The organism is Zhouia amylolytica AD3 (genome assembly GCF_000511935.2).
Classification (GTDB): Bacteria; Bacteroidota; Bacteroidia; order Flavobacteriales; family Flavobacteriaceae; genus Zhouia; species Zhouia amylolytica.
The window spans coordinates 197,128-219,036 of sequence record NZ_AYXY01000023.1 but is presented as its reverse complement, the minus strand read 5'-3'; the positions used below and the strand labels follow the sequence as shown (position 1 = coordinate 219,036).

Annotated in this window: 19 protein-coding genes; 4 read left to right on the top strand and 15 right to left on the bottom strand. The window is 38.2% G+C overall.

Going from position 1 to position 21,909, the window contains the following annotated elements; all coding sequences use genetic code 11:
* Positions 1-52: 52 nt before the first annotated feature.
* The 8 genes from P278_RS11720 to P278_RS11685 all read right to left on the bottom strand — a co-directional run bounded on the left by P278_RS11720 (position 53) and on the right by P278_RS11685 (position 10,371).
* Positions 53-868, bottom strand: coding sequence for a purine-nucleoside phosphorylase (locus P278_RS11720; RefSeq protein ID WP_038266962.1), 816 nt, complete (start codon positions 866-868; stop codon positions 53-55).
* A gap of 98 nt (positions 869-966) precedes the next feature.
* Complete coding sequence (locus P278_RS11715; protein WP_038266958.1) at positions 967-3,762, bottom strand: TonB-dependent receptor; 2,796 nt, start codon at positions 3,760-3,762, stop codon at positions 967-969.
* Between the two features lie 157 nt (positions 3,763-3,919).
* Positions 3,920-5,572: a glucose-6-phosphate isomerase gene (gene pgi, locus P278_RS11710; RefSeq protein ID WP_038266954.1), complete on the bottom strand. Its 1,653-nt coding sequence runs from the start codon at positions 5,570-5,572 to the stop codon at positions 3,920-3,922.
* A gap of 2 nt (positions 5,573-5,574) precedes the next feature.
* Positions 5,575-6,837, bottom strand: a complete 1,263-nt coding sequence (locus tag P278_RS11705) for a M23 family metallopeptidase (RefSeq protein WP_038266951.1) — start codon at positions 6,835-6,837, stop codon at positions 5,575-5,577.
* Between the two features lie 7 nt (positions 6,838-6,844).
* Positions 6,845-7,804 (bottom strand): tryptophan 2,3-dioxygenase family protein, encoded by a 960-nt coding sequence (locus tag P278_RS11700; RefSeq protein ID WP_038266948.1) that lies wholly within the window; start codon positions 7,802-7,804, stop codon positions 6,845-6,847.
* Positions 7,805-7,807: 3 nt separating this feature from the next.
* Complete coding sequence (locus tag P278_RS11695; protein ID WP_038266945.1) at positions 7,808-8,593, bottom strand: DUF3108 domain-containing protein; 786 nt, start codon at positions 8,591-8,593, stop codon at positions 7,808-7,810.
* A gap of 146 nt (positions 8,594-8,739) precedes the next feature.
* On the bottom strand, positions 8,740-9,024 hold the full coding sequence (locus P278_RS11690; RefSeq protein ID WP_038266942.1) for a hypothetical protein: 285 nt from the start codon (positions 9,022-9,024) through the stop codon (positions 8,740-8,742).
* Between the two features lie 87 nt (positions 9,025-9,111).
* Positions 9,112-10,371, bottom strand: coding sequence for a 3-deoxy-D-manno-octulosonic acid transferase (locus P278_RS11685; RefSeq protein ID WP_316930418.1), 1,260 nt, complete (start codon positions 10,369-10,371; stop codon positions 9,112-9,114).
* Between the two features lie 95 nt (positions 10,372-10,466).
* On the opposite strand from P278_RS11685, the gene P278_RS11680 reads away from it, so the two are divergent.
* The 4 genes from P278_RS11680 to P278_RS11665 all read left to right on the top strand — a co-directional run bounded on the left by P278_RS11680 (position 10,467) and on the right by P278_RS11665 (position 14,512).
* On the top strand, positions 10,467-11,600 hold the full coding sequence (locus P278_RS11680) for a DegT/DnrJ/EryC1/StrS family aminotransferase (protein WP_038266939.1): 1,134 nt from the start codon (positions 10,467-10,469) through the stop codon (positions 11,598-11,600).
* A 227-nt stretch (positions 11,601-11,827) separates the two neighbouring features.
* Positions 11,828-12,847: a UDP-glucose 4-epimerase GalE gene (gene galE, locus P278_RS11675; RefSeq protein WP_038266936.1), complete on the top strand. Its 1,020-nt coding sequence runs from the start codon at positions 11,828-11,830 to the stop codon at positions 12,845-12,847.
* Positions 12,848-12,883: 36 nt separating this feature from the next.
* Complete coding sequence (locus P278_RS11670; RefSeq protein WP_038266933.1) at positions 12,884-14,158, top strand: metal-dependent hydrolase family protein; 1,275 nt, start codon at positions 12,884-12,886, stop codon at positions 14,156-14,158.
* 3 nt (positions 14,159-14,161) lie between these two features.
* Positions 14,162-14,512: a hypothetical protein gene (locus tag P278_RS11665; protein ID WP_038266929.1), complete on the top strand. Its 351-nt coding sequence runs from the start codon at positions 14,162-14,164 to the stop codon at positions 14,510-14,512.
* Positions 14,513-14,516: 4 nt separating this feature from the next.
* Here P278_RS11665 and P278_RS11660 read toward each other — a convergent pair whose 3' ends face one another.
* The 7 genes from P278_RS11660 to P278_RS11630 form a co-directional block, all read right to left on the bottom strand.
* Positions 14,517-15,044, bottom strand: a complete 528-nt coding sequence (locus tag P278_RS11660) for an alpha-ketoglutarate decarboxylase (protein ID WP_038266927.1) — start codon at positions 15,042-15,044, stop codon at positions 14,517-14,519.
* A 340-nt stretch (positions 15,045-15,384) separates the two neighbouring features.
* Complete coding sequence (locus P278_RS11655; RefSeq protein WP_038266925.1) at positions 15,385-16,167, bottom strand: ABC transporter permease; 783 nt, start codon at positions 16,165-16,167, stop codon at positions 15,385-15,387.
* A complete protein-coding gene (locus tag P278_RS11650) occupies positions 16,160-16,867 on the bottom strand; it encodes an ABC transporter ATP-binding protein (RefSeq protein ID WP_038266922.1) in 708 nt (235 codons plus the stop codon). Before P278_RS11650 ends, P278_RS11655 begins: the two co-directional genes overlap by 8 nt.
* Positions 16,864-18,099: a nitrous oxide reductase family maturation protein NosD gene (gene nosD, locus P278_RS11645; RefSeq protein ID WP_038266919.1), complete on the bottom strand. Its 1,236-nt coding sequence runs from the start codon at positions 18,097-18,099 to the stop codon at positions 16,864-16,866. The genes P278_RS11650 and nosD overlap by 4 nt, the downstream gene beginning before the upstream one ends.
* A gap of 13 nt (positions 18,100-18,112) precedes the next feature.
* Positions 18,113-19,141: a nitrous oxide reductase accessory protein NosL gene (locus tag P278_RS16865; RefSeq protein WP_161808359.1), complete on the bottom strand. Its 1,029-nt coding sequence runs from the start codon at positions 19,139-19,141 to the stop codon at positions 18,113-18,115.
* A 68-nt stretch (positions 19,142-19,209) separates the two neighbouring features.
* Positions 19,210-21,123 carry a Sec-dependent nitrous-oxide reductase gene (gene nosZ / locus P278_RS11635; protein ID WP_394331296.1) on the bottom strand — a complete coding sequence of 638 codons (1,914 nt, stop codon included), beginning with the start codon at positions 21,121-21,123 and terminating at the stop codon, positions 19,210-19,212.
* Positions 21,124-21,178: 55 nt separating this feature from the next.
* On the bottom strand, positions 21,179-21,691 hold the full coding sequence (locus tag P278_RS11630) for a c-type cytochrome (RefSeq protein WP_038266912.1): 513 nt from the start codon (positions 21,689-21,691) through the stop codon (positions 21,179-21,181).
* Positions 21,692-21,909 lie beyond the last annotated feature (218 nt).

Sequence of the window (21,909 nt, the reverse complement as noted above, 5' to 3'; positions counted from 1 at the left end):
GAAAAGATATAAAGCCTTAAAAAAAGCCCTGATCATTCGATCAGGGCTTTTTTTATTGTAGCTTAATAAGTTCATTGAATAAACGAATCATGTCAGGTTCTGCCTGACCGGCAACCTGTATTATTTCATCAATGCTAACAGGTTTTAGATTGTCAGGATCTCCTATGTCTGTTATAACAGATACGGCAACCACGGGTAAGTTTAAATGGTTCGCAACAATTACCTCTGGTACCGTGCTCATACCAACGGCATCCGCTCCGATTATTTTTAGCATTCTATACTCTGCCTTAGTTTCAAGCTGTGGTCCTAATACAGAAACATAAACACCTTTTTTTAAGTCGATGTCTTGTTTTTCTGCAATGGATTGTAGTTGCTCCTTCATTTTAAGGTCGTAAGGTTCACTCATGTCGGCAAAGCGTTCACCAAATTGGGAAACCCCTTTAAAGGCCAGTGGTGATCCCCCTAACATGTTAATGTGGTCGTCGATGAGCATCAAATCTCCTTTTTTCAGGTCTAAGTTAATGGCGCCGGAAGCATTTGATACGAAAAGCTTTTTAATACCCAATTGGTGCATTACCCTAATAGGGTATGTTACATCGATAAGGTCATATCCTTCGTATAAATGAAAACGACCTTGCATAACCACTACTTTTTTGTTTTCTATCGTTCCATAAATAAGTTTGCCGCTATGGAATTCTACAGTAGCTAAAGGGAAGAAGGGGATATGATTGTAGTGAGCCACGATCGGGTTCGAGATCTCATTGACAAGTTTCCCTAAACCTGATCCTAAAACAATTCCAATTTCGGGATTGTCGAATCCTTTATTTATTAAATAATCTACAGTTTCATTTAAATGATCGAGAGCCATAGTTGAATATTTGTTAGACCAGACAAATGTAGGTATTTTCATTAAACACAAAACCCGGCAAATGCCGGGTTTTATTTATATGTGAATTCTAAAAAAAATTAGAAGTTGTATCGTAAGCTAAAGTTCCAGGTTCTTCCAAAACCAAAATAAACTCTGTTGCTGGTGCTGATACCATTATAGGTTTCATCTCCAGGCTCAGCAAAAACATTGGTCTCGGATTCTGAAATATAAGTCTCGTCAAATACGTTGTTAACATTAAGTCTTAAGCTAACAGATTTAGATTTATCGCGACCTACAAGCATCTTGTAAGATAGACCGGCGTCAATCAAATCGTAAGCAGGAAGTTGAAGTGCTCCCTGGTTATCAGGATTTCCAAACTGCTCTACAAAATCTCCACTATCTCCTGCGAAATCTGCATATAGATTGTCAGCATGATACCAGCTAGCGTCAAGTTTTAATCCTTCTAGTGGTTCAACATCTACCCCTAACCTTGTAGTAAATTGTGCAGCATCTCCCACTTTAACACCATCCAGGTATAAGGTATAAGTGCCTACCAGGTTTTGACCAGAGTCAAATACATTCGCTTCTACATCGCCTCCGTATTCCCAGTTACCAACTGAAACCATACCATATACGTTGAAGATTGAATGTGGCATATAGGTGAAGTCTACTTCAACACCAGAGTGAATTTGTTCAAGACCCTGGAAGTTAGCAGATCCATCCTGATCACCACTAACAGTTACACCTTCTGATAAGAATCGATCTTTCCAAGAGGTTCTGTAAAGGTTAACATTGGCTCTGAATCTACTTGACCTGAATCCGTAACCTAACTCTAGTCCGAAAACTTTCTCATTAACGGCATCTTCATTTACAGTATTGGAGTTATAGTCGATAAACACCCCGTCAAATAAAGGTTGCTTTGAGTAATAACCCGCATTTGCGAACACATTATGTTGCTCATTGATGTTGTAGTTAAGTCCACCTTTTACATTTCCTCCTAAGAAATTCTCCCAGTCAGACTCTTGCTCTGGATCAGAATCTAAATAGTTGAAATAATCAATTCTTTTAAATCCTTGATTTGATATCGCCGCTTGAACGAAAGCAGATAATGCCTCATTCTTGTATTCTAACTGACCGAAGGCACCAGCCCAGTTTACTTTACCATCATTAAAGTAATCGATCTTAACTTCTTTATCGGTGTCTTTAAATACATTCCAAACATTTCCGATGGTAGGAGCGTATGTTTCATTGATAAACCTGTAGTTTTCATTGATGTTGTCATTGTCAACATATACATCGCTTCCTAAATGATCAACCAATCTTCTGTAATGGATACCTTTATAAGTTCTTAGGTCAGCTCCAAGATCGAAAGTCCAGTTCTCATTGATTTCGTTGTTAAAGTTAATGATGGCGCCAAACCAGTTATGAGAGTTTACTGAAGAACGTTGAGAAATACCGTTTTGACCTCCGTAAATATGACCACCGTCATCGACATAACGAGAATCGTAATCACCACCATTTACAAACATTCCCTGGTACATAGGGTCTCCACCTCCGGTATATCCTTGTCTTGGATCTCCGAAAGCAGGAACATCAACACCGCGATTCCAGGCAATTATATCGTCAACTCTAACATGACCCTGACTGTCTTTAAACTGACCGTAGTATGATCTTCCGCCATTAATTCTACCAATGGACCCGATTGATCCTCCGCGTCCAAATGAAGCATACAAAACAGATGAAAGGGTAGAGCTGTCAGAAATATTCCAGTCCCAGTTTAATGAAGTAACAGGCTTGTGATAGAAGTTACCACTAAAAGTGAATTCCTCGCCATTTCTGTATCCGAAATCACTGTTGTATTTTATATTAGGGTCACCATTCTGACCATATCTGATGTAGTCACTGATGCTAGGTGCAAATCCTCTCTGATTGTGTTGTTGAGGTGCCCCCGTTACAGTAAATTGAAAATCGTGTTTGTTGTTAGGCTTATAACCTAAGGCAAAGTAGTAGTTATACCCTTCAAACGAAGTACCCTGAGCATAACCATCACCGGCAGTTCTGCTAAAAAGTATGGAAGCAGAAAGGCCATTGTCCATTAAACCGGTGTTGTAAGATGTAAGTAATTTTAGGTAGTTATTGTTACCTACTCCAGCCATCACCGAACCACCTTCGCTTCTTTCGGCAGATCTTGTAAGTACGTTAATGGTACCCCCTACAGATGAAATGGCAAGTTTTGAAGATCCTAAACCTCTTTGTACCTGCATGGCAGATGTTACGTCAGATAATCCAGCCCAGTTAGACCAGTATACCCATCCGTTTTCCATATCGTTTACAGGAACACCGTTAATCATAACCGCTGTATTTCTTTGGTCAAAACCACGTATGTTAATACGCGCATCACCAAATCCACCACCTTGCTTGGTAACATAAACCGAAGGAGTAGATTTTAATATCTCAGGAAATTCCTGAGAACCTAATTTTTCCTGAATTTCAGAAGCTTTAATGGTCGATACGGCAACAGGTGTCTCTCTGTCTTTAGCAATATCCGCAACTCCTGTAACAACAACACCTTCCAGTTCTTGTGCGTCAGCACTTAAAATAATGTTGCCTACACTGGCAGTGCCATTGGAAAGGGTGAAATTAACTTCTTTTTTTACAAAACCAACGTAAGTGATCACGAGTGTTCCTGAGTTGCCGGAAACATCAATTGAAAACTGTCCATTGAAATCGGTCGAAGCGCCGTTACTGGTTCCTTTAACCATAACATTAGCCCCTGGTAATGGCTCATTGAATTCGCCATCAATTACAGTACCTGTAACAGTACCTTGTGAAAATGCAGCAGTAGCTACTAAGGTAAATACTGCTGTAAAAATCCAATTGTAAATTGTCTTCATTTGTTAGTTAAATTTGTTTTTACGGTGCAAAATTCTACTATTTAACATACTATTATATTAAGAGAATGTTAAATATTATACGTGCATAACAAATGTAGCCAATTGGTCTAACGGTATGGCTTATGGCGAATTAACTTATAAACTGAATTATCAACAATTATTTTTGATTTTTCTTGAAGTATTTCACTAAATTACAGGTAGATGAGTCATGATTCTCAATGTTTTCAGAGGTCAAATCTTTTAAAATATTTGTGGCTAATTGCTTACCTAATTCAACTCCCCATTGATCATAACTGTATATGTTCCAAATGACTCCCTGAACAAATATTTGATGTTCATACATGGCAATAAGTGCTCCCAGGCTTTCAGGGGTAAGTTCGTCAATAAGGATGGTCGTTGATGGTTTATTGCCCTCAAAAACCTTATAAGGAAGAAGTTTTTTAATAGCTTCAGTGTCCATTTTTCCTTCGAGCTCATTTTGCACTTCTAAAGCTGTTTTTCCATTCAAAAGCGCTTCGGTTTGAGCGAAGAAATTAGCCATAAGCTTATTATGGTGGTCTTTATCTCTGTGTAAAGAATTTGTAAACCCTATAAAATCAGCTGGAATTATTTTGGTTCCCTGATGGATTAATTGGAAGAATGCATGTTGTGAATTTGTGCCAGGTTCTCCCCAAATGATGGTACCCGTTTGATAGTCGACTGAATTACCGGTTCGATCAACGCTTTTACCGTTGCTTTCCATAATGCCCTGTTGCAGGTATGCAGCAAATCGGCTTAGATATTGAGTGTAAGGGATGATAACCTCGCTTTCGGCGTTGTAAAAGTTGTTGTACCAAATGCTTAAAAGAGATAATTGTACAGGTATGTTTTCTTCGAAAGGGGTGGTTTTAAAGTGCACGTCCATTTGGTGAGCACCTTCCAGGAGTTTGTCGAAATTATCATAACCAACCGCTAAAGCGATTGATAGTCCTACAGCACTCCACAATGAAAAACGGCCACCAACCCAGTCCCACATAGGAAAGACATTTTCGCTGGCGATTCCAAATTCTTCTATTTTTGGAAGGTTGGTAGAAACAGCAACAAAATGCTTCGCAACATCTTCCTGAACGGTTGAAAATTGATCTGACAGGAACCAATTTCTTATCGTTTGAGCATTACTGAGTGTTTCCTGGGTTGTAAAACTTTTAGAAACAATGATGAAAAGAGTGGTTTCAGGGTTTAAGCCTTTAATAGACTCATGAACATGATCGCCATCAACATTGCTGACAAAGTGTACGTTTAAATGATTTTTGTAATACTGTAAAGCTTCAGTAACCATGGCAGGTCCCAGATCTGATCCGCCGATGCCTATATTAACGATATCGGTAAATGCTTTTCCGGTATATCCCTTTCTTTCACCTGATATCACTGAATTGGAAAAGGCTTTGATTTTATTCTTAACCGCGTAGACTTCAGGAATCACATTAACTCCGTCTACTAAAACACTGTCGCTCTCTTTAGCTCTTAACGCTGTATGAAGTACAGCTCTCCCTTCTGTTTCATTAATGATTTCGCCAGAAAAATACTTGTTAATGGCATCTTCCAGTTCACATTCTTTTGCCAGATCTAGAAGCAGAGATCGCGTGTCCTTTGTAATTCTGTTTTTGGAATAATCTACATAAAAGTCATTCCATTTTATTGTAAATGAATCAGCTCTATTGCTATCTTCAGCAAAGAGAGATTTCATTGTTATGTCTTTAATTTCAAGGTGGTGTTTCTGAAGTTTTTTCCAAACTTCAGTATGGGTTGGGTTAATGCTGTTTAATGCCATGTTTAGTTTAATTCTGCAATATATTCTTCTTTTTCTTCTTCAAAAATGATGTTGTCCAAACGAGTCTTCACAGGCTGGACAAATTCAAGATATCTTTCTTTGATCTCGGGTTTGATGGGTTCTGCGGATGGTAAGTCCTGGCTGAACGGATCCACTTGTCTTCCGTTTTTCCAAAAACGGTAGCATACATGGGGTCCGGTAGCTAATCCGGTACTTCCTACGTAACCGATAATGTCTCCTTGTTTGACATATTCACCAACTTTAACAGCTCTCCTTGACATGTGGAGATATTGTGTTTCGTACACGCTGTTGTGGCGTATTTTAACATATTTACCGTTCCCGCCGGTGTAGCTCGATTTTGTCACAATACCATTGGCAGTGGCCCAAATAGGAGTGCCTCTTGGAGCTGCATAGTCAGTTCCTAAATGTGCCTTCCATCTTTTTTGAACAGGGTGAAAACGTCTTTTTGTAAAACGGGAGGAGATTCTAGAGTAGTTTATTGGTGCTTTTAAGAAGAAACGTCTTAATGAATTTGCCTCTTCATCATAGTAGTCACTTCTGTCGTGAATTGTGTCTGTTTTAAATCTAAATGAATAGAAAGACTCATCCATATGCTCGAAATAGGCAGCTTTTATTTTACCCATTCCTGCATATATAGTATCATCGATATAGCGTTCCTCGTAAATTACCTTAAAACGATCACCAGCCTGTAATCTGAAGAAGTCAATGGTCCAGGCATATATGTCCGCCAATTCATGCGATACCTGATAGTCCATTCCTTTTTCCAGAATAGCTTCGGATAAAGAGCTTGTAATAGTTCCTGTGGCTTCCCTTTCAACAACTTTAACGGGTTTTTTCTTTGAATAGGCATGAATTGAATCTGCAAAGTTTACAACCACATAGTCAATTTTATTTGGTTGATAAATGAAGCATTGCGGGATTTGAAGTGAATCCTTGGAACATAATATGGTATAAGGTTTACCGGCTTGTAGCTTTCTGATGTCGAAACTATCCTTAGTTTGTTCCGCAATCTGGTAAACCAGTGAATAATCGATTCTATTCTTGGCTAAAATCTCACCAAAACTATCTCCTTGTTTGATCGTGTCGCGAAGAACAAAAAAATTGTTTAGGTTAAAACCGAATTCTTTAACTTCTTTTGGTTTTTCAATAACTACTTGTTTTTCAACATGAGCATCTTCCTTTTCTTTCTTACATGCTGATAAACTTAACAATACCAGCGTTCCCAACAAGAGTTTCCTTAGCATTTATTCTTTATTTTTCAGGATTAAACATATGATCGACCCATTGCTTTCCCCAATCGAGTTTTTCTTGATCGCTCCAAAGTTCAGGAAAAAAGATGATTTTTTGGTAACTTGGAGGTAAAAATTGCTTCCAATTGGTTCCGCCAGTGGCATCTATGGTTTCTTTTTCTCTTCTTAAATAGCGATATGCTGACCCCATATGCATCAGTGGCCAATGCACATTCGCATTAGTGTCTAGCGTTCTTAACGCCTTAATAAGATCTTTATTGTTTTTTTCGTTTTCAGGTAATTGCAAATACTTTTGGTATAGCGTCGAATTTTTTACTTGATTCGCGATCCGCATAAATCTGGGAGTGTATCGATACTCAAACTGTTTTAAAGTCAGTGTTTTTTCACCAGTTTCTATATCCGTTGCGCCTTTTTTCCAATAAATATTTTCATACAGGGTTTCAAGTTCATTTTCCGATGCTAGTTCATCCCGCATTGAAAGATGTACCAGGTTTTGCATCGGGGTGGCATAAAACTCAATCATTCGATACTGTGCTGATTGAAAGCCACTGGCAGGAAGCAAAGACATACGATATTGTAAAAACTGTTCGCGTTCCATGCCTGTAATCATAATTTCAAATGAGGAAATTAAGGCCTTGAAATAATTGTTGATACGGTTGACCTTTTTAATGAAAAACTCAGCTCGCTGTAACTTATCGTCTATAAGTTGTTTTTGCTCATGAATGATCAGTTTGAAATAAAGCTCAGTGATCTGGTGATACATTATAAATATTTCCTCGTCCGGGAAATGCGTTCGGGGAATTTGAAGACTCAGTAAAGTGTCTAAATGAATATAGTCCCAATAGGTAAGGTATCTGTCGTGTAATAGTCCGTCAAGGTATGAACCAAGATCCTGTCCTGAATTTTTATACTTCTCTTCAAGCTTTGCTATCCTCTCTGCAATTTCAGGTTTTATTTCCATTTTTTAGTCTAACTGAATTTTGAATTGGTGTTTTAATCCTTTAAAGGCATTGAGATCTGCTTTTAATGAACCGATTATTAAATCTGCCTGGATTCTTACAGGTACTCTGTTTTTGTCGTCACTAACCCAGAGCGTTACACTTTCCTTTTCTTTAAAAATCCTTCCCGATTGTACGTAAGGTCTGAATTTTAAACATCGTACCTTTCCAAACTTGGTATTTAAGGTTTCCCATCCAAGGAACCTGAGTTTAAAATTAAAAATTTCATCGTCGTCATAGAGTAACTCCAGGTCAACCTCTTGTCCAATTTTAAAATTGGAAAAATCATAGCTGTTCCTTAAATAGTAAAATGCAGAGATTAAATCCTGTATGCCATCAGGAGTGTTTATTGTAGTTGTTCTGTTGTGCTTATGATTAAAGACCGTTGCTTTGTCCTGCTCGTGATTAAAATTGATCTCCAGATCTTTAGTGTAACCACCCTCGTCAATTTGTCTTATAAATTTATAGGGAATCAATTTTTCCTTGTCAAAATAACTTTCGTAGTTGTCGTCAACTTTAAAGAACATTCTCGCCAGGCCCGTGGTGCTTCCTTTCCCGACTACATGATAAACATCCTTGCCTTTTAGCGTAGTTTCATTGACACTTAAAGTGGCATAGCTCGCGTTGAAAATTCCATAGTGAATCCTGAACTGAAACCATTCACCATCTCTAAAAGCACTGTGAGAGTTTGGAGCTTTGGTTTCAATCGGTAAAAGAAAAATCGATGCAAGTAATATAAGTAGTTTATTCATACTTTAAAATCTGTTGTAAAAATAATAAATTCAGTTACATACTGTCTTAAAGTTTGTTAAACAATTATGATACCAAAAAGGAATTAAAATAAAAAAAGCCTTTCTGTTTTAAGAGAAAGGCTTTAATGTTGTATAAGCAGGAAAATTTATTCTCCAGCGTTTTCTACAGCTTCTTTAGCATCTTTAGCAGCTTCTTCAGTAGCTTCTTTAGCTTCCTCAGCAGCCTCTTCAAGAGTATCAACAGCCTCTTCTACAGCTTCTTTAGCGTCTTCAGTTACTTCTTTAACAGCCTCAGCAGCCTCTTCAGTTTTTTCTTCTACAGCTTCGATGCTGTCTTGTGCAGCTTCTTCAGCTTTCTTAGTGTCTTTACAAGCAACTAGTGAGGTACCAAGTGCTAAGATAAGAGCGATGTTTAAAATAGACTTCTTCATGATTTGTTTTGAGTTTTATCAGTTTATTAACTAAAGTGCGAAAGTGCAATTTTTTTTAGTAGCTTCAAAATGTTTTTTAACATTTTTTTAGTAGGAGGTGTTTTTTGAGGGGTTTTCGCCAATGTATTTGCATATCAGGTCTTTAGAGCCCCTCTTTTTTTCGATGTACTTAGCGTTAAGTTTACCTTTCTCTAACCTAACGGTGTTTTTTTCTATTAAAATTTTAAGAATATTATTGAATTCCTCTTGAGATTTAATAGAGGTGATACCTCCATTGGCTATCAAATCAACTGCTTCTTTGAATTTTTGATAGTTTTTACCAATAATTACAGGTATTCCGAATACAGCCGGTTCTAAAGTGTTGTGCAGTCCAGTGGTGCCCATGCCTCCGCCTACATAAGCAATGTCTGCATAACTGTAAATTTTGGTTAATATGCCAATCGTGTCAATAATGAAAACCTGGTATTCCTCCAGATGTTGATCATCTTTTTTAGAGAATAAGACTGTTTTTTTTAGAATGTTAGCTTGTAGCTTTTCGATCTCCTTGTTTTTAATGTTATGCGGGGCAATAATGTATTTCGTGTTAGATGTGTCATTGTTAATGAATGATGCCAGTAGCTCATGGTCTTCAGGCCAGGTGCTTCCCGCGACAATACAAAGTTCATTGCTTTTAAATGTTTCAATGAAAGGGAGGGAGTTGTCTCTGTTTAAAATTTCCGAAACCCTGTCAAACCTTGTATCGCCACTAACCGTAGCGTTGGTGTAATCAATACCCTCCAAAAGTTTTTTCGAGTTGGTGTCCTGAACGAAAAAATGATCAAAGGTGGATAATGAAGACCGCATAAAACCTCCATACCATTTGAAAAAGGCTTGATCTTCCCTGAAGATAGCTGAAATAAGCAATGTTTTAATCTTTCGTTTTTTTAATTCAGAAAGGTAGTTAGGCCAGAATTCATACTTTACAAAAATCACCAATTCAGGATCAACGATATCAATAAATTTACCTGCATTAGAACGGGTGTCCAGAGGTAAATAGGTTACAATGTCAGCTGCATCAGTATTTTTTTTAACCTCGTATCCTGATGGAGAAAAGAAGGTAACCAGGATTTTATAGTCAGGTAATCGTTTTCTAACCTCCTCTATTACCGGAAGGCCCTGTTCAAATTCACCTAAAGAAGCGGTGTGGAACCAGACCACCTTATCGGACGGATGTATATTGCTTTTTAAATGCCTGAAAACATCTTTTCTACCGGTGATGAATAGCTTTATTTTTTTATTGAATAAGGCAACTATGTGTAGTAAACCTCCCGTTATAATTACTAAAATGTTATAGATAAAAAACACCATTTGTTAGTTTGCTGCTAAAATACATCTCTTTAGGTAAATTCATTGGCTGCAGTTCCTTAATTTTGTAATATTGTTTCATATAACTAATTAAGTGGATGAAGAAAATTCAAATGGTTGACCTGAAAGGTCAATACGAGGCGATTAAAGATACCGTAAAGAATTCTATAGATGAAGTTTTAGAAACCAGTGCGTTTATAAACGGACCGTATGTGCATCAATTCCAAAAAGATCTCGAATCATATTTAGATGTTAAACATGTTATTCCATGTGCTAATGGAACCGATGCTTTACAGATTGCAATGATGGGGTTAGGTTTGAAGCCCGGCGATGAAGTCATTACAGCCGATTTTACGTTTGCAGCCACTGTGGAGGTTATAGCCCTTCTTAATCTTACGCCTGTTTTGGTAGATGTTAATGAAGAAGATTTTAATATTTCAATTGAGGCTATTGAAAAAGCCATCACTCCGAAGACTAAAGCCATCGTTCCCGTACATTTATTTGGCCAATGTGCCAACATGGAGGCGATAATGAAGCTGGCTGAAAAACATAATCTTTTTGTGATAGAGGATAATGCGCAGGCAATTGGTGCTAGTTATACCTTTGAAGATGGTACTCAGAAAAAAGCAGGAACCATAGGTCATGTTGCAGCTACGTCTTTTTTTCCATCCAAGAACCTTGGGTGTTATGGGGATGGAGGAGCGATATTCACCAATGATGACAAACTCGCTCATACCCTTAGAGGTGTAGTAAACCATGGAATGTACGAACGCTATCATCACGATGTGGTTGGAGTTAACTCTAGATTGGACAGTATTCAGGCAGCCGTTCTGGGAGCAAAATTGCCAAATCTGGATGCTTATAATGAGGCACGTTATTTAGCAGCAAAAAAATATACCGAAGCTCTTAAGGAATGTGAGCACGTTATCACTCCTTCTTTCTCAGACAAAAAGGAGGAACATGTATTTCATCAGTATACCTTGCGAATTACCAACGGAAAACGTGATGATTTGGTGAAGTACCTGAATGAAAATGGGATTCCTTGCGGAGTATATTATCCAATACCACTACACCTGCAAAAGGCCTATTCGGATAATCGTTATAATGAATCCGAATTTAAAACAACAAATCAATTGGTAAAAGAGGTTATCTCTTTACCTATGCATACAGAACTGGATGACGATCAAATTGATTTTATAACTTCCAAAGTTATTGAATTTGTAAATCGCTAAATATATAAGGTCTGCCCTGACTATGATTTGGGTTAGGGTAGTCTTAGGTTAATAAGATGGCCTTTTTATCTGAAGGTGATCTCCTTACATTTTATTTTTGATACTAAAAGTTCTTGTGGTTCAAAAAACAATACAGGTTATAGGAAGAACAGGTGGGGTGTTATAATGACTCCCTGCAATTTTCTGTACTTTTGAATTCAAATAATTAGTCATAAATACCGGAAACATTGAAAATATTAGTAACAGGTGGACTTGGGTTTATAGGTTCGCATACCGTTGTAGAATTACAAAATGCAGGCTTCGATGTAGTAATTATCGATAATTTATCAAATGCGTCTATTGAAGTTTTAGACGGGATTACCAGCATCACAAAAAAAGCTCCAGAATTTGAAAAATTAGACCTTCGCGATAAATTAAAAGTACAGGCGTTCTTCGAAGAACATCAGGATATTGATGGGGTGATTCATTTTGCCGCTTCCAAAGCAGTGGGAGAGAGTGTCGAAAAGCCGCTATTGTACTATGAAAACAACATTAACACCTTAGTGTATTTGCTTCAGGAGCTTTCGAAAAAAGGGAATGCAAATTTTATCTTTAGTTCATCCTGTACCGTGTACGGTCAGGCAGATCAACTTCCAATCACTGAAAATGCACCTGTAAAGCCTGCGGAATCCCCGTACGGTAATACCAAGCAAATAGGGGAAGAAATCATTGGTGATACCTGTAAAGTATACAATGAGTTAAATGCTATTTCCTTAAGATATTTTAACCCGATCGGAGCGCACCCGTCAGCTGAAATAGGGGAGTTGCCAATTGGAGTTCCTCAAAACTTAGTTCCATTCATTACCCAGACAGGTATGGGTTTACGACAGGAGTTGTCAGTTTTTGGAGATGATTATCCAACTCCCGATGGTACTTGTATCCGCGATTACATACATGTGGTAGACCTTGCTAAAGCGCATGTTGTGGCCTTGCAGAGATTATTAAAAGGTGCTAACAAAGCTAACTACGAAGTGTTTAATGTGGGAACAGGTAAGGGGAGTTCCGTCATGGAGGTAATCGAAAGTTTTGAGCGTGTTTCCGGACAGAAACTTAATTACAAAATAGCCCCAAGGAGACCCGGAGATGTTATCGAAGCTTACGCCGACACGACAAAGGCTAACGAAGAGTTAGGTTGGAAGGCGGTGTCAACACTTGATGATGCCATGGCCTCTGCATGGAAATGGGAGCAAAAGATTCGGAAAAAATAATACCTTTATGGTATACCAATCTTTAATCTTTTAAACATGAAATATATTACTACCCTGCTGTTTGCGATTGTTTCAACCGTCGTTTTCGGACAAGATATGCTTTTACACTGTGGTAAAATGGTAGACACCGAAAAAGGAAAGGTGTATGTGAATAAAACGATTGTTGTTTCCGGAGATCAGATAAAAGCTATTGAAGATGGTTACCTGGATCCAATATCTAATGAAATAATTGTCGATTTAAAAGATAAAACGGTTTTACCAGGATTGGTGGATATGCATGTGCATTTGGAGGGGGAAACCAATCCTAAACGATATATGGCACGCTATACATATAATGATGCAGATATCGCTTTTGAAAGTGCAGTTTACGCAAAAAGAACATTACTGGCTGGTTTTACAACGGTTAGAGATCTTGGAGGATCAGGTGTAAATATTGCCCTTCGTAACGCTGTTAACAAAGGTTTAGTGGATGGTCCGCGCATTTTTACTGCAGGTAAAGCCATCGCTACTACAGGAGGGCATGCAGACCCGACAAATGGAAGTAAAAAAGAACTCATCGGAGACCCGGGGCCCAAAGAAGGTGTTGTTAATTCTCCCAAAGATGCACGTAAAGCAGTGCGTCAAAGATATAAGAACGGCGCCGATGTGATAAAAATAACAGCCACCGGAGGAGTTTTAAGCGTGGCTAAAAGTGGAAGAAATCCGCAATTCTTTATAGATGAGGTGAAAGCAATAACCGAAACAGCTAAGGATTATGGGATGTTGGTAGCAGCACATGCACATGGTGATGAGGGGATGCAACGAGCTGTTAAAGGGGGAGTGAAAACTATAGAGCATGGGACTTTTATGAGTGAAGAAACCATGGAACTGATGAAGGAATATGATGCCTACCTGGTACCAACTATTACAGCAGGAAAGTATGTGGCTGAGAAAGCGGAAGTGGAAGGGTTTTATCCTGAAATTGTTGCTCCCAAGGCAAGAGAGGTAGGCCCGCAAATACAAGGGACTTTTGCGAAGGCTTATAAAAAAGGAGTGCCGATTGTTTTTGGTACCGATGCCGGGGTTTTTCCGCATGGGGAGAATGGGAAGGAATTTGCCTATATGACCGAGGTAGGGATGCCCGTAATGGAGGCGATTCAGTCGGCCACCGTAGTTGCGGCAAAATTGTTGGGAGAAGAAATGAAGATCGGACAGTTGAAAAAGGGTTTTTATGCAGATATTATAGCAGTTGATGAAGATCCGACCCAGAATGTAAAAACCCTGGAAAATGTTGTTTTTGTAATGAAAGACGGAAAGATTTATAAAGATTGATTCATGACCGAAGAAATAGCAAATAGTGAGTCATTGCTTTCAAATGCACAAAAGGAGCATTTGTATGAAAAGCTGATAATTCAGTTAAATAAAGATTTGGTGCTTGCCAATACAGAAGTGGAATTTGAAAAAAACATCGATTCAACTACCCTGAAACAAACACTGCATGAGTTTGTTTATAAGCTAATCAATGAGCGGTTTTCGGATTACCTTAATCTTTTATATATAGTTGATGTGTCGGAGCAACAGGTGAAGAAACTCGATGGTTCAGATACGCTGTTGCTTTCAGAGCAAATAACCTATTTGATTCTAAAACGAGAATGGCAAAAGGTGTGGTATAAAAATAAATATTAAGCGCCTAGAAATAAACCCTTACGAAGGGGATAAAAGCATCGGCGTAAAAACTTTTGTCTTCATCGTGTAAAACATCGTACTTAATTCCAAAAGTAACATTCCTGGTGCTGTATCCCAATCCGAAGAATAAAGCGGGTACCCAGTATTGATCGCGAACATTGTCTCCGATATATTCAAATTTTCTGTTCACGTGAAGCTCTTCAAATTCACCGGATACCTGGATCTCCGGAATTGGATTGTATAAACCTATAACGCTACCGCCTAAAATGGTTGCTGTGTACACGTCTTTTTGATCTGCGTAACTAAAGTTTAATCCTAAACCGGTAGCAAATTGACTGTTTACCTGGTAAATGGCACTCGGTGCCAGGGTGCCACTAAACCATCCATTACCGAATCCTAAACCTAAACCCCCGCCAAACCTAACATTTTGCCAAAAATCCTGTTGACCTGAATTATAACGAACCTGAGCCTTGGCAGGTGTTGAGAGTAGAAATAAAAAAGCTAACAATGTTAAAAGTTTGATGGTTTTCATAATAAAAAAGAAAAAAATCTCCGTCTCATTATATAGACTTAGAAATGGTGTGTTAACGTTATATTTGATGATCTATCAGCAAATTACGAAACAAAATTGAGAAAATCCAACATTGTTATATCATAAAAGTTAACAAGGAGGGATGTATCGTGAAAAAGACGATGGTACGATGGCTTCTGAAAATGTGGGACGATAGTAAAAAGAACTTGCCTTATTTCCAGAATGGAAATAAGGCAAGTACGCTAAAAACTAAAAAACAAAAAATGAAAAAGATGAACCACTCTACTTAATTGAAAGTAGTGGTGAGTTTGGTGTTTTTAATTGCATGGTTGAAACCATTTTAAAAGTCTTTTTTTATAGCTTTTCGGTAAATGTTTAAGGTGGGGATAATGATCCAGATTCCAAGGGTTAATAGAGAAATGATCACTCCTTGCATCGTTCCAAAAAAATCTTTAAAGATAGCCCCGGTATACCCCATTAATGCTGAGATGTCTAGTTTTAGTAGAATCAAAATTCTCGAAAGGTCAATCGGGTTAAACATGGTGGCTGCCAAAGAGAAATTATCTAAGGGATAGTCTTTAAATATGAATAATGATATTAAGAAGATACCGTCGTAAATGACTGCCATGAATAACCAAAGTAAGATTACATAGCTGAATCCCTTAATTTTATTGTTATTGTAGAGCGCAATATTATATGCTAAGGCTACGAAAATAAAGTTTAAAAACACACCAGTTATCAATAACATGCTGAAATTCCAAATCGCTGCTGAATTGAGAAGGCCATAGAAGGTAAAAGGAATCCCTAATCCTATAATTAAACTCATGCTTAATGAAATAGTAATACCCAGATATTGACCCAAAAAGATATTCGTTCTTTTAATGGGCTGTGCCAGGAGGAGTTCTATAAATTCTCTGGAGTCGTAATAATACATTATTCCAAATACAGTAGCAATAAGAGGTGTAAGAACAATAATGATGTTCATAAGGGTAATAACAGATTTGGAAATATCATTATTTAAAAACAGCAGTACAAATCCGAGAGCAAGGTAAAACAGGAGGTAAACATAGCTCCAGCTGCTTCTTATCAGATCGAAAAAACTATATCGTATTATTTTAAGCATAACTAGTGGTTAAAATAGAGGCAATTGCTTCCTCAAAATTAGACTTATTAGTGTTTTCCTTGAGTTTACTCACAGACCCCTTGAAATAAATATTACCGTCCAGCAGAAATACTATTTCATCCGAAATTTCTTCTATAAAACTTAGTATATGAGAAGAAATAATGATGGTTTTTCCCTTGGCGCGTTCCGCCAGAATGATTTTTTTAAGTTCAAGTACAGATACCGGGTCGAGGCCGGAAGTAGGCTCATCCATAATAATAATCGGATTGTCGACCATAAATGTTAAGACCGCATTTACCTTTTGCTTGGTACCTCCCGAAAGGTCACCAAGGTTTTTGTTTAAAAATGGAGCCAGATTAAAAGTAGCTACCAAAGAGGTTTCGTCACAAGGTTTGTTTTTAAGGTTTTTGATCATTTTAAGGAGTTCAGCAACCTTTAGGTTTTTTGGAAAATGAGCGATTTGGGGTAAATAACTCACCTGATGCCGATAGCGCCACTGTTTCTTAATGTTTTCTCCCTGAATCCAAATGTCTCCACTATTGGGAATTACCATTCCCAGCATGCTTTTAATAAGGGTGGTTTTTCCCGAGCCGTTCGGCCCTAGGATGGCAAATACACCACCGCTTTTAATCTGCAGATCTATGCCTTTTAGAACTTCTAAACTGCCAAATTTCTTATGTAATTTTTCAATCGTGATCATAAGGCTTTTTTCATTAATGGTTTGCTGTCGTATAGATCGGTGGGTGTGAAAATTGGAGAAACTTTTTCAGAAAAATTTAGCACGTCGATCATTAAACTTCTTAACAGTATGATACTTTCAGGTGATTGATTTACGATATAAGAAAAAAGCTTGACGGGTCGATGTGGAACATCGCCAATTCCGTTTTTATCCAAATCGTAACCCGAATACTCACTCCAATAATTGTTCTCAAAAGAATTGTTGTTCAATCTTCCGCTATAAGCAACATCAAAGGTGTTGTTGAGAAAGTTGTTTTTAGTAAAGTTATTGTCAAAACAAGCACCGAGAATTTTTACTGCCCAACCGTTTTCTATAAAGTTGTTACCGAGATACTCAATTCTGTTTGAGCCCTCTGCATTAATACCAATAGTGTTTTTTTCAAAGGTGTTTCGAGTGATTTCAGCATCGTATATTTCTTTTAATAAAAGACCGTAGGAAGCAGTGCCCCAGTTTTTGAGAAATTTATTTTCGTGCATCGATATTTTTTTGGAAAACATAACCGCCACCCCAGCTCCGTTTCGTTCAAAGATGTTGTTTTCATAGCGGTCTTCGTTTGAAAACATAAAATGGAGTCCATATCGTAAATTGTCATGACTGGAATTGTTAATTACGTTGCTGTGATCTACAAATTCAAAATAAATTCCATCCCTCACGTTCGATACTTTATTGTTGTCTATGGTAATGTTGTTACAATGCCATAGGTGAATGCCATTTCCTGATTTATATTCAACCGTGGCATTCCCTTTTATAATGTTGTTTTTGATAAGGCCTTTGCTGCATTTTTCAAGGAAGATGCCGTAATATACATTTTCGAATTGATTGCTTTCGATTTTGAATTTTTTAGACTTTATTAGTCTGATGGCTGCATGGTCTTTGGTGAAACTCTGTCCTACATTCTGAAATTTAAAGCCTTTAATGGTAAAAGAGTCTGTTTGAACAGTGAGAATTTCGTGTTCGTTCATCCCGTCCATTATTGGATATTCATTGCCTATGAGGGTAAGGTTTTTGTTGATCCTAATAGGCTTATTGGTGGTAATATCATTTGAAACTACAATCGTGTCATTGTTTTGTGCCAGCTCTATGGCTATTGCTAAATCTGAAATAGGACAATCTTTACAAACGTTAATGGTTTGTCCATTTCCAACAGAAAAAAAGATTAGCGCGAACAAGGATATGATTGTATGGTGATTCATGTCCCGATGAGGTTTATTGGTTTTTGAAATAATTCTTTAATTGCTCCCAGGTGTAATACGTTCCTCCCGCGTCTTTAATGATCTTGTCCATTTCAGTACGCTCACTGAAAGCTGATAGGTTTGCTCCCATCGGACTGCTAATGGCTGGACTAATTACATAATTGGCGTTTTTAGCGTCGATCAGTTTTTTGGGGTTTTGGTAATCATTCACTAAGAATAAGGTGTAATCTGATGTCGAATTATTTTGCAGGAAGTTGACCATGCATTCAATAGCATCATACTTAAAAACTTTTCCGTTGTTGTTTACCAGTTCAGCTGCATGTTGTGGATCTACAATGGTCATTTTACAATAATGACAAGCATCAGAGCCATAATTAATCGGAGCCTGTTTTATTTCGCAAGAAACTATAGTCAGAGGTAGTGTTAAAATAGCTGCCAACTGTGTTGCTTTAATCCCTGCCTTAATTTTTTTGTTGCGTCTTCGCCCAATGAAGAAAGCTGTGAAAGCTAAAAGGATGGCGATAAACATAAAATAAGTGCCCAGTTCAGGATATGATTTAGCTAAAAAATTCAATAAATATTTTTCGCCGAATAAAGGAGGTTGATAAGCCATTCCTGGTACTTTGATAGGTGCTTCAGGACTAAGGTTGTGCCCATAATCATATTCCCAAAGGTAAAAGTCATAAATTCCTAACAATCCTAGAATTCCAAGTACAGAGGACCATATAAGATATAAAATTCGCTTTCCCCAGATGGCAATAACGATGCCTGCTATACTCATTCCTCCGATGATATAGGGGAAGTAACTGAGTTCGGGAATGGCATCCGGTTCTATAAACTTCATCCCTACATAATGGTTTAGAATATTGATGTTTTGCAAGGTTGAAGGGCTGTCACCAGTTATTTGATTAATCCAGATATATAATGATATACCATCTGGATATTGAGGAGCGATAAGGGTTATCTGCCAAATAGGGAAAACAAACAGCAATAAGAGTAGGAGTGCTGCCAGTAGCATTAGTATGTTATCGAACTTTTTCATTTTTTCATTTTTTTGGAAGTTAAGAGGCAGGCGAGGCCTGCCTCAGAACAACAGGAAACCACTAATTACTAATCATCACCCATGGACCATTTTAAAGGTACATTTGCGTTAGCGGGTGAAACTCTTATATATCCTTGCATTTCTTGATGTAAAGCAGAGCAAAAGTCGGTACAGTAAAACGGGTATACTCCTTCCTGCTTTGGTTCCCAGTAAAGGGTTTCAGTTTGTCCTGGCATAACCAGAAGTTCTGCATTTTGGGCACCCATTATTGAAAAGCCATGAGGTACATCCCAGTCTTGTTCAAGATTAGTTAAATGAACATATACCTTATCGCCAACTTTGATACCTTCAATATTATCCGGGTTCAGGTGACTTCGAATTGCAGTCATGTATATACGTACGACATTGCCTTCGCGAACCACCTTAACATCACTCTCACTCTTGGTCGCATGAGGGTGTGCGTTCTCATTGATAGGGTAGTATTTTTTAGATTTGTTCATTACTTTGCTCGCTGAAATTCCTTGGGCGTAATGAGGCTCACCTATGGTAGGGAAATCGAGTAATAGCTCCATCTTGTCGCCTGAAATGTCATAGAGTTGAGCAGAATGATTCAGCTCAGGCCCTGTAGGTAGGTACCGGTCCTTTGTGATTTTGTTAAGGGCAACAAGGTACTTTCCTTCTGGTTTTTTGGAATCACCTCCGGGAATCATTAAATGTCCGACAGAATAATAGGTTGGAGCCCTGTCGGCAACTTCCCAGGAGCCAACATTCCATTTAACAACTTCTGAAGAGATGAAGAAGGTGGTATACGCGTTTCCTTTTCCATCAAATTCCGTATGAAGCGGACCTAAGCCTGCCTGTTCTACTACGCCTGCAACGATCTCATCCATTTTTAAAATTGGAATACCGTAGGCTTCGCCGTCAAAACTATTGTTTTCAATGGCTGCTAACACTTTAGAAAATGAGTGCACGGTTAAATCTGCTGAAAGTTTTCCGTTACCTACAATGTATTCACCAGTCGGATCGACATCAACCCCGTGTGGTGATTTAGGTGTAGGTAAGAAGTATACCAGGCCAGGGCATTCAGCCGGATCCAATACACGTACTTCTTTCTTCATCTCAGAAGTTGCAATATGTGTTTTTTCGTCATAAACATTGTGGGCATATTGAGCCGGTATTGTTTTGAACTTTCCTTGCTCAATATATTCTTCGGCCTTCTTCCAGTTGATGGCCGCAATATAATCTTTGTCGTTTTGGGAGGCACCCACCTCCATAAGTGTGTTACTCTCCTCCGTATTATAGGTGGTGAAAAAAGTCCAACCATGTGATTTTCCTTTCCCGGAATGTGCTAAATCGTAGTTGAAACCGGGCATCAATACCTGAAAAGCAACCTCCATATGACCCGTTTCTTCTTCTACGTCAATAAAGGTTAATGCGCCTTTGAAATTACCTTTATATTCTTTTATGGACATATCTTTTTGAGGGTAGGGTACTGCGAAGCGTGTCCCTGCTACTACATATTCCGTGTTTTCGGTAGTGAATGGAGAACTGTGGTTTCCTCCACTGTTCGGTATTTCTATGATCTCAGCAGTTTCAAAAGTAGTGAGGTCGATTCTTGCAATACGGGGAGTGTTGTTACCGTTAATGAAAACCCAGCGTCCGTCGGTCTCACCAGCAGTTTGCGATAGTTCAGGGTGGTGAGCATCATCCCATGGAATAAATCCAAAAGAGGTGTTCAGCATCGGTTTGGTTTCTTCGTTATAACCGTACCCTTTTTCTGCATCTTGAGAGAATACCGGAATAACCTTTAATAGTCGCCCGGATGGAATGCCGTATACAGACATTTGTCCGCTAAATCCTCCCGATACAAAAGCATAAAATTCGTCGTACTCACCAGGGGCAACATAAACCTTTGAGGCTACATCGGAGGCCAACGCACTATTGCTTGGTGCCTGCGTGTTCTGTTTGCATCCCGTGAACATGGTAATCCCAATGCTCAGGCAAAGAATGGTTTTTATTGATTTTTTCATGAGCTTATTATTTAATGGTTCTGAAATATTCTAAAACGGCTCTTGCTTGTTCTTCGGTGAGGTTCTGATTAGCCATAGGTGAACCATTGAACTCCACGAGAAGATCTTTGGCTAAGGGGTCCTCCTTTACCATTTGCTCAGGATTTAAGATCATGTTCATGATCCATTCAGGAGATCTTCTGTCTAATATTCCTTTAGGAGCAGGTCCGATGAATTTTTTGTCCGGTTTATGGCAGGCCATACAGTATTGTTTATATAGGGCTTCCCCTTTAGATGCCATTTCAGTATTTATTTGTTCAGAAATGGTTACTGATTTTACAGGTCCAATACCTTTATTGTCTAAATCAACGCGTTGTGATGCCGGTGTTTTTGTTTCTTTTTTAGCAGTTGCCTGAGGTGCAGCCTTCTTTTCGGTTTTTTGCTCGTATGAAAAACCCTCTTTTTCCTTCTTGCTTTCACCTCCGCAACTCGTTATTAAGAAAATGAGTGCCAGAAGTGAGATTTTAATGATGTGTTTCATTGCTGAATTGGTTTAAAATAATTTTAGTCAAATGTAAGAGGGCTTTTGGAGGCAAATAATGATAAATGTCATATTTCGGATAAATATATCCTTTTTACAATTTCATGTTTTTTCAGAATTAGTGTTAATTAGTAAAAAGAACATTTGTTGGAACAGAGTTCAGAAGTGAATGTTTTAACAATTTCAGAAAAGAATTTTTATCTATGCAACAATCGAAT

Bases quoted from the DNA above. Each gene is read 5' to 3' on its own strand.
- P278_RS11720 (WP_038266962.1), bottom strand. From the start codon at position 868: ATGGCTCTCGATCATTTAAATGAAACTGTAGATTATTTAATAAATAAA.
- P278_RS11715 (WP_038266958.1), bottom strand. From the start codon at position 3,762: ATGAAGACAATTTACAATTGGATTTTTACAGCAGTATTTACCTTAGTA.
- pgi (WP_038266954.1), bottom strand. From the start codon at position 5,572: ATGGCATTAAACAGCATTAACCCAACCCATACTGAAGTTTGGAAAAAA.
- P278_RS11705 (WP_038266951.1), bottom strand. From the start codon at position 6,837: ATGCTAAGGAAACTCTTGTTGGGAACGCTGGTATTGTTAAGTTTATCA.
- P278_RS11700 (WP_038266948.1), bottom strand. From the start codon at position 7,804: ATGGAAATAAAACCTGAAATTGCAGAGAGGATAGCAAAGCTTGAAGAG.
- P278_RS11695 (WP_038266945.1), bottom strand. From the start codon at position 8,593: ATGAATAAACTACTTATATTACTTGCATCGATTTTTCTTTTACCGATT.
- P278_RS11690 (WP_038266942.1), bottom strand. From the start codon at position 9,024: ATGAAGAAGTCTATTTTAAACATCGCTCTTATCTTAGCACTTGGTACC.
- P278_RS11685 (WP_316930418.1), bottom strand. From the start codon at position 10,371: ATGGTGTTTTTTATCTATAACATTTTAGTAATTATAACGGGAGGTTTA.
- P278_RS11680 (WP_038266939.1), top strand. From the start codon at position 10,467: ATGAAGAAAATTCAAATGGTTGACCTGAAAGGTCAATACGAGGCGATT.
- P278_RS11670 (WP_038266933.1), top strand. From the start codon at position 12,884: ATGAAATATATTACTACCCTGCTGTTTGCGATTGTTTCAACCGTCGTT.
- P278_RS11665 (WP_038266929.1), top strand. From the start codon at position 14,162: ATGACCGAAGAAATAGCAAATAGTGAGTCATTGCTTTCAAATGCACAA.
- P278_RS11660 (WP_038266927.1), bottom strand. From the start codon at position 15,044: ATGAAAACCATCAAACTTTTAACATTGTTAGCTTTTTTATTTCTACTC.
- P278_RS11655 (WP_038266925.1), bottom strand. From the start codon at position 16,167: ATGCTTAAAATAATACGATATAGTTTTTTCGATCTGATAAGAAGCAGC.
- P278_RS11650 (WP_038266922.1), bottom strand. From the start codon at position 16,867: ATGATCACGATTGAAAAATTACATAAGAAATTTGGCAGTTTAGAAGTT.
- nosD (WP_038266919.1), bottom strand. From the start codon at position 18,099: ATGAATCACCATACAATCATATCCTTGTTCGCGCTAATCTTTTTTTCT.
- P278_RS16865 (WP_161808359.1), bottom strand. From the start codon at position 19,141: ATGAAAAAGTTCGATAACATACTAATGCTACTGGCAGCACTCCTACTC.
- nosZ (WP_394331296.1), bottom strand. From the start codon at position 21,123: ATGTTCACGGGATGCAAACAGAACACGCAGGCACCAAGCAATAGTGCG.
- P278_RS11630 (WP_038266912.1), bottom strand. From the start codon at position 21,691: ATGAAACACATCATTAAAATCTCACTTCTGGCACTCATTTTCTTAATA.